This window comes from Vibrio sp. 1641 (assembly GCF_033339995.1).
In the GTDB taxonomy this organism is placed as follows: domain Bacteria; phylum Pseudomonadota; class Gammaproteobacteria; order Enterobacterales; family Vibrionaceae; genus Vibrio; species Vibrio alginolyticus.
In genome coordinates this window covers 1-796 of the sequence record NZ_JAWOVP010000113.1, presented here as the reverse complement: position 1 = coordinate 796, position 796 = coordinate 1, and the positions used below count along the sequence as shown (strand labels likewise).

Here is a 796-nt window from a genome sequence, read left to right as displayed (position 1 = left end):
ACCGATTTCGACACCCTTCACCGCGTTGATGCTCATTAGCGCGTGCGCAATGTCTGCATCCAAGCGGTCGAACACTGGTTCACCAAGGCCAACAGGTACGTTGGTTGCAACAACCTGAATTTTCGCACCAATTGAGTCGCCTTCTTTTTTTAGGTCGCGGATCAGTTGATCAAACGCTTCCACTTTGTCTATATCTGGGCAGAAGAACGCGTTGTTTTCAATTTCGTCCCAGTCGACTTTATCAATAGAAACATCGCCCATTTGTGACAAGTAAGCGCGGATTTCTACGCCAAATTCATCTTTCAGATATTTCTTCGCGATTGCACCTGCAGCCACACGCATCGCAGTTTCACGGGCTGACGAACGGCCGCCGCCACGATAGTCACGAATGCCATATTTTTGGTGGTAAGTGTAATCAGCATGTCCCGGGCGGAACTTATCTTTGATTTCTGAATAATCTTTTGAACGTTGATCGGTATTTTCGATCAACAGGCCGATTGAAGTGCCTGTGGTTTTGCCTTCAAACACGCCAGAAAGAATTTTAACTTCGTCCGGTTCACGACGTTGTGTGGTGTAACGTGATGTGCCAGGACGACGACGGTCGAGATCCGTTTGCAGATCTGCTTCTGTAATTTCTAATCCCGGAGGACATCCGTCTACGATACATCCCAGTGCGATACCGTGACTTTCTCCGAATGTTGTCACTCGAAAATGTTGTCCGATACTGTTTCCTGCCATTACTTCCTCAAGTTATTGTCGCCACGCTCTTTGATTGAGCGCAACTGCTTTCCAATTC

Annotated in this window: 1 protein-coding gene; it reads right to left on the bottom strand. The window is 47.5% G+C overall.

Annotation, left to right across the window (positions count from 1 at the left end; all coding sequences use genetic code 11):
- Positions 1 to 738, bottom strand: a 738-nt coding sequence (aroC, locus tag R7Z47_RS24495) for a chorismate synthase (RefSeq protein ID WP_318130715.1), incomplete at its 3' end; no start/stop codon positions are given.
- Between the last annotated feature and the right edge of the window lie 58 nt (positions 739 to 796).